Annotated in this window: 4 protein-coding genes; 1 reads left to right on the top strand and 3 read right to left on the bottom strand. The window is 63.2% G+C overall.

The genetic code is table 11. From position 1 onward, the window contains the following. Positions 1-137: 137 nt before the first annotated feature. Entirely contained in the window at positions 138-617 is a 480-nt protein-coding gene (locus tag GGD63_RS20565) for a MarR family winged helix-turn-helix transcriptional regulator (protein WP_183244998.1), read from the bottom strand. A gap of 511 nt (positions 618-1128) precedes the next feature. Here GGD63_RS20565 and GGD63_RS20560 point away from each other — a divergent pair. After that, positions 1129-2712 carry a porin gene (locus tag GGD63_RS20560; RefSeq protein WP_183244997.1) on the top strand — a complete coding sequence of 528 codons (1584 nt, stop codon included), beginning with the start codon at positions 1129-1131 and terminating at the stop codon, positions 2710-2712. Positions 2713-3849: 1137 nt separating this feature from the next. Here GGD63_RS20560 and GGD63_RS20555 read toward each other — a convergent pair. Both GGD63_RS20555 and fliI read right to left on the bottom strand, forming a co-directional pair. Then, the gene (locus tag GGD63_RS20555; RefSeq protein WP_183244996.1) at positions 3850-4497 is read right to left on the bottom strand and encodes a MarR family winged helix-turn-helix transcriptional regulator; all 648 of its coding nucleotides are present in this window, start codon (positions 4495-4497) and stop codon (positions 3850-3852) included. An 833-nt stretch (positions 4498-5330) separates the two neighbouring features. After that, positions 5331-6656 (bottom strand): flagellar protein export ATPase FliI, encoded by a 1326-nt coding sequence (gene fliI / locus GGD63_RS20550; protein ID WP_183244995.1) that lies wholly within the window; start codon positions 6654-6656, stop codon positions 5331-5333. Positions 6657-6684: the final 28 nt, after the last annotated feature.

Here is a 6684-nt window from a genome sequence, read left to right as displayed (position 1 = left end):
CCCGTTGAAATTGCCGCCGCGCACTCCGCCCTCATCCTGAGGGCCCGCCATCGGCGGGCGTCTCGAAGGATCGGCTGCGGGCGAGCTATCCGCCAGTCCTCTTCATATGCGATAGCCTGCGTCGGGAAGACCGCGGATCACGAGACGTCGATGGCCAGCAGCCGTGCAGCGAGCCGGGCATTCTTTGCGATGGTCGCGAGCGCGGCATTCAGGTCGGCGAGGGTCTTCTCGTCGAGCTCGTTGAACATGGTCGAATTCAGGGCGAGCTTCCGCTTGGCCAGTTTTTCGATGTCTGTCGTCGCCTTTTCCGTCAGCGACATCAGAACGAAGCGGGCGTCGTCGGCCGCCGGCCGTCGCGACAGGAATCCGCCCTTCTCGAGGCTCTTGGTCTGGTTGGTCACGAAGGCGGGGTGGACCCGCAACTTGTTCGCAATGTCGATTCCGGCGACGCCGTGCCCCTCGTCCAGCTCGGTGATGGCCATCAGGATCAGCCATTGCGGCTCGGTAATGCCCAGCAAGCCGGCCCAGCTGCTGTGGATGTCCTCGAGCTGCGAGTGGATTTCAACGATATTCCAGATGAAGTCCGTAATCGCCCGGTCGAGCTTCTTCTCGATCATGTGGCCTCCCCCTTGATCATTTTTCTTTTTGTCTTTGATCAGCCTTTTACCGGGATAATGGGATGCCGTCTCGCATATCGTGCATGGAACACTTCATTGGGGAAATCGTGTCGCCACTTAATGCTTGCAAAAAGCAATTTATTTAGTTATGCCTCACCCACTCAGAATTTGCTGCTCTTGACCGCTGTCAAAGACCAGCGATGTGAGACCTCCAAGAAAGCCCTCGGGATGCCCCCTGAGGGCTTTTTCTTTTGTTTCAAATACTTGCGCCGTGTTGCTTATCTCCTGTTGCTCGCAGGCAACAGCGCCTTCCGAACTTACGCTTCATCAAATCAATGAATTGAGGCGATTGTTTTTATAAACTATATGTGAGGTCACGACGGAGGGGGGGCACCTCGCTGTCGTTTCAGTCCGGACCTTCAGTGCGGACCTGAATTGAACGGAAATTGAGAGGGTCCAGCGGCCTCCACCGAGGAGCCGAGCCCCCTGAACCGACCTGGAGGTTTATCTAATGAAGTTGACGAAGACGCTCTTTCTCGGCTCGGCAGCCGGCCTGATGGCCGTCTCCGGTGCGTTCGCAGCCGATCTCCCCGTGAAGGCCAAGGCGGTCGAATACGTGAAGATCTGCTCGCTGTACGGCGCCGGCTTCTACTACATCCCGGGCACCGACACCTGCATCAAGCTCGGTGGTTACCTGCGCGCTGACGCAAACCTGAACACCAACTCGGACTTCAATCCGAACCAGGGCGGTACTGCGGGTGCTCGCAACCGCATGATGAACTACTACACCTTCCGCGCTCGTGAAGACCTGAACATCGACACGCGCACCGCGACCGAGTACGGCGTGGTCCGCACCTTCTTCGACGGCGTGTTCACCTGGACGACCGGCAACTATACGCCCACCGGTTCGGCAACGGGTGGTACCCAGTACAGCGGTACGCTTGGTCTCAACGCTGCGGGCACCGGCCTCGTCGGTTCGAACGGCTCTGGCTCGGTGAACGGCACCGACGGTAACACCTCGGCCGGTGCGCTCGGCGTGTACTACGCCTTCATCCAGTTCGCCGGCTTCACGATGGGTAAGGCCGTGTCGCAGTTCGACGCGCCCTGGACCAACTATCCCGGCAACATCACCGACAACCTGGTCGGCGGCAGCGGCACCGTGACCGGCGTCACCCAGTTCACCTACACGGCCGATTTCGGCCAGGGCGTGACGGCGTCGTTCTCGGCTGAAGATGCGACCGCGTACTATCAGGCCGGCAACCTCAACATGACCGGCGCGACCGCGGGCGGCATGATCGGCGGCTCGTACGGCACCAACGCTCTCGGCGGCTCGCGTTCGCCGAACCTTGTTGGTCAGGTCCGTGTCGACCAGGCCTGGGGCCTGTTCCAGGCGTCGGTGGCTGCGCATGACAACCACGTCGGCTATTACGGCGCGACCGAAACCACCGGCCACCCCGACGACAAGTGGGGCTGGGCGGTTCAGCTCGCTCTGTCGATCAAGAACATCCCGACCGGCGCGGGTGACACGATCAACATCCAGGGCGTCTACACCGACGGTGCGACCCGCTACAACTTCCAGAACCTGTCGGGCAGCAGCTACGCGCTGTACGGCAGCTCGGGTCTTGCCGGTGCTTATGGCAGCATCGGCTTCGCCAACGCTCCCGACACGGTGTTCGTGACCGGCAGCTCGCAGGAAACCGTCAAGACCTGGGGCTTCCGTGGCGCCTACACCCACAACTGGGATCCCTCCTGGAACACTGCGCTCTACGGTGCTTACGCTCAGGCCCAGTTCGGCACCCTCGCCAAGACCACGCTCTGCGGCGCCACCGGCACCGGCGGTGTGTTCGGCGGCCTGGCCGGTGTGACCGGCTGTAACCCGAACTTCGCGATCGGCCAGCTCGGTATCGTCACCCGCTGGACCCCGGTCAAGAACCTGACCTTCTCGGCCGACCTGTCCTGGACCCATCTCGACCAGAAGTACTCCGGTACGGTTGGTATCTCCCCGTCTGCCACGACCGCCAAGCCGGCCGCGACCTACGAGCTGAAGGATCAGGACTCGATCGCCATGATCCTCCGCGCTCAGCGCAACTGGTAAGATCTGACGAACCACGTCTACGAACACCCGGCGGGAAACCGCCGGGTGTTTTTTGTTGCGCAGATCATTTGAGGCCGGGGCGACGGGACCGGGCTGTGTCGCCCGGCTGTCAACCCGCTGCGCCGAAAATATTCTTCTTTACCGAATTTCGGATTTGTCGTATGTGTCGCCCATCCCGGCTCATCCTTGAGGGGCGATCATGCGGTCGTCATTTTCGCGAGCCGGGCTTGCGGTGGACGCGGCAGCGTCGGGCGCGATGGCCAGGGGCAGGGCGGATTGCTCTCCGTGAGCCCTGAGGCTTCGCGTGGACGAACGGCGCTGACAGGTTCGTCTCGTCTGTAAGTTTCCGGCTCCGTCGACAGGGCTGGGAAAACTGCGGCGAAATGGCGGGCCGTGCGTACGGCAAAACCGTGTGGTCCTGGCCGTCGTTGCTACGGTCAAGCTCTTGCGGATGCGGCAGTCGCGTCAACCGGCGCGGCGCCGGTGAATTCCGTGAGCGTGAGGGAGGCCAGAAGGAATTCGGCTCCCGGGAGAGCGCGGCATAAGCCGTCCAACCACTGCGCAGGGAAGGCCGAGTGATTGGCACCACCTGTATGCTGCTGCGCGGTTCTTTTGCGCTACATTTTCGCGCAGCAGACCGCGGGTGCCAGCCGGCACCCGGCCTTCCCTGCGCCCTCTTGGCTATGAGGGTGGAGCGACGAAGCAAAGCTCGGGCGAATTGCGCCGCGAGGATGCGAAGGCGTGTCTGCGACACACACTCACTGTCATCGCCCGCCTTGTGCGCATTTGCGCACTGGGGCGGGCGATCCAGTATTCCAGAGGCCGTTGTGGTTAAGCCGAGAAGCCGCGGCGTACTGGATTCCCCGCCTGCCGCCTTCGCTAAAGCTTCGGCGCCCCTGGACCTCAACCCCGGCGAAGCCTTGGCGTAGCCGGGTCGCGGGGAATGACAGTGGTGCTTGGAGGACGCAGCCGATGCCACATACTCCGTCATTGCGAGGAGCGAAGCAATCCAGACTGCCGCTGCGGAGGAATTCTGGATCGCTGCGCCCGCAATGACGATGATGAAGCAGTTACACAGATGCCCGTGAAACCATCCGCAAGCCCTGCTCTCGCTGCCGCCCGGAAATTGCGCGCGCCTCAGCCCTGGCTCGCCACGCGGGCGCGATCGAGGTGCTCCTCGATCTTGGGGCGGTCGCGGGTGCGCTCGAAACTGGTGCAGAGCAGCTCGGTCTCCGCGAGCGAGACAGGGGCGCGATACAACCGGCACATGAACTCGGCGGTTGCACGTCCCTTTGCGGCGGCCGGACCGAGGCTTGGGCTGCGTTCGGCGAGAAACATGCAGTCCCGGCAGATGCTGGCATCGAGTCGTTGATGCGCGGCGTCGAGGTGATTGAGGATCTCCCGCAGCGAGTCGCGCAAGCGGATGCACTCGTCGGTCCCGAGCGCCGTGACCGCATTCACCACGTGGTTGATCGGATCGTGCTGGCTCAGGCACTTCTCGCCCTGCGCTGTGACGTGGAGCACCACGGAACGCTTGTCCTCATGCGATGGCTTTCGCTGCAGGAAGGACTTGCTCTCCAGCGTCTTCACGATCTGCGATGCCGTCGCTCTGGTGGCGCCGATGAAGCCGGCAAGTGCGGACGGTGTGCGCGAAAAACGGTTGGCGCGGCCGAGGAAGCGCAGCGCCATCCATTCCCGATCGCGCAACCCATGCTGATTGCCTTCGAAATACCAAGCCCTCGCCGCCTGGACCAGCAGCTCGACGGCTTCTCTTGCCAATGGCATGGATTCCTACCTCGCCCCCGGAACTTCGTCTGCGGCGTCCCGAAGCCGCCTTGCGCCCTGGCTCGCGAATCCTTCGAGGAACGTCAGACCTCTGGAGACATCCGATGAGCATGTCATGCCCGGCCTCTGCTCGAAGGCACGGACTGCAGTGCGTCCGACACGGACCAATGCGCGTGGTGCAGTCCGGAGCGCGAGGCTGCGTCGCTGATGGCATACCAATCGCGTCGTCGCACGGGAGCCCGAGTTGCCGTCACCAGCGGATGATGGATCGGAGTTGTTCAACCGAAGCCCCTGAAGTTCAAGTCACACGCACACGTTTCTTATCTTCCGCCGAAACGATGAATGAGCTTCTCAACAAAATCAAGTAGAGACGCTCTCCGAGACTGGATGTCGTCGCATGCGAATGTAACGTTCAAGGCAATCTCGCTCTCGGGGACACATGATGGTGAACGCAATACACTGTCCCGCGCGCAACATGCGCGCAACTATACGACGGTTTGATTGCACGGCATGTTGATGTCTGCCGTTGATGCAGGTTGATCGAAGCTTGTGCATGACAAGAGCGATGTGTGTGGATGAATCATCCACAACTTGTGCGATGCGCGGGGGAATTGCCTGAGGGAACCCGTAGGAATTACACGCGGCGGTTGTTGTGACGCGATTCGGAGAAACGGCGATTCGCTCGCGTGCCGCGCGGCCCGTCCCGGCCTGCTAAAGCATGATCCAGACCCGGAGGGCCGCGTCAGCGCAAAGTGCGAAGCGGTTTTCCGGAAAGATCATGCGTAAACAACAATCTAAAGCGCGATCACGCTTCAACCAAATCGCATCGCGCTTTAGTCGCCCTTGAGCATGTCCCGGAGCTCGCGGAACGGGTCGGCGCTCGGCGGCGCCGAAGCGTCCTGCCGCATGGCGCTGTAGATCCGCGGAACCATGTCGACCGCCTGGTCGAGGCCCGAATCGCGTCCGGACTGGTATCCGCCCATCAGGCGCAGGTCGCGGGTGTCCTCGTATTTGGCGATCATGGTGCGCAGCTTGCTCACCAATTCGCGTTCCTCGGGGTCCCAGACGTTGTGGGCGAGTCGCGAGACCGATGCGAGCACGTCCACGGCCGGATAGCGGGCCTGGTCGGCGATGTGCCTGGAGAGCACGATGTGCCCGTCGAGCGTGCTGCGGATGGTATCGGCGATCGGCTCGTTGTGGTCGTCGCCGTCGACCAGCACGGAGAAGATGCCGGTGATGGTTCCGGATCCCTCCTCGCCGGGGCCGGCGCGCTCCAGAAGGCGCGGCAGATCGGTGAAGACCGTGGGCGCGTAGCCGCGCGCCACCGCGGGCTCGCCGGCGGCGAGCGCGACCTCGCGGGCCGCGTGGGCGAAGCGGGTGATCGAATCGACCATGAGCAGGACCGATTCGCCCCGATCCCGGAAATATTCGGCGACTGCCATGGCCGTCTTCGGCGCCAGCCGCCGCATCATCGGGCTCTCGTCTCCCGTCGACACGATGGTGACGGCGCGGCTGCGGTTATGACCGAGCACGTCCTCGATGAATTCGCGCACCTCGCGGCCGCGCTCGCCGACCAGCGCCAGCACGACGGTGTCAAAACCCTGGCTGCGGGCGAGCATGGCGAGCAGCGTCGATTTGCCGACGCCGGAACCGGCAAAGATGCCGACGCGCTGTCCGGCGCAGATCGGGGAAAACAGGTCGATGACGCGCACGCCGGTGCGCAGCGGCTTGTGGACGCGCGCGCGCTTCATGGCCGACGGCGCCTCGGCCTCCGCCGAGACGGCGCGCGATCCCGGCGTGAGCGGACCCTGTCCGTCCAGCGGGGCGCCGAGCGCGTTGATGACGCGGCCCTTCCAGCTCGGATCGGGCGCGAAGGACAATGGCGGCATCCGGTAGGCGACGGAGCCGAGGCCGCCGCCGAACTGCCGGTCGAACGGCTTGGCGATGATGCCGTCGCTGTCGATCCGGACCACTTCGCCGATCTGGGGCTTGCTGCCGGAGTTGACGCCGATCAGCTCACCAAGCCTGACGAAACGCGACAGGCCGGAGACACGGAAATGCGTCGGCGCGATCTCGGAGATCGCGCCGCTGACGCTGGCCAGGGGAGTGCTCTGCTGAAGCTCCAGCAGCGCCCACTCGAGTTGCCGAAGAGCGTTCAAGGAAACCGTCCACCCTCATTGCGCACGC

This window comes from Bradyrhizobium sp. cir1 (assembly GCF_014198245.1).
Taxonomy (GTDB): domain Bacteria; phylum Pseudomonadota; class Alphaproteobacteria; order Rhizobiales; family Xanthobacteraceae; genus Bradyrhizobium.
Note: the sequence above shows the minus strand (reverse complement) of the source record. Positions and strands in the feature narration are given on the sequence as shown.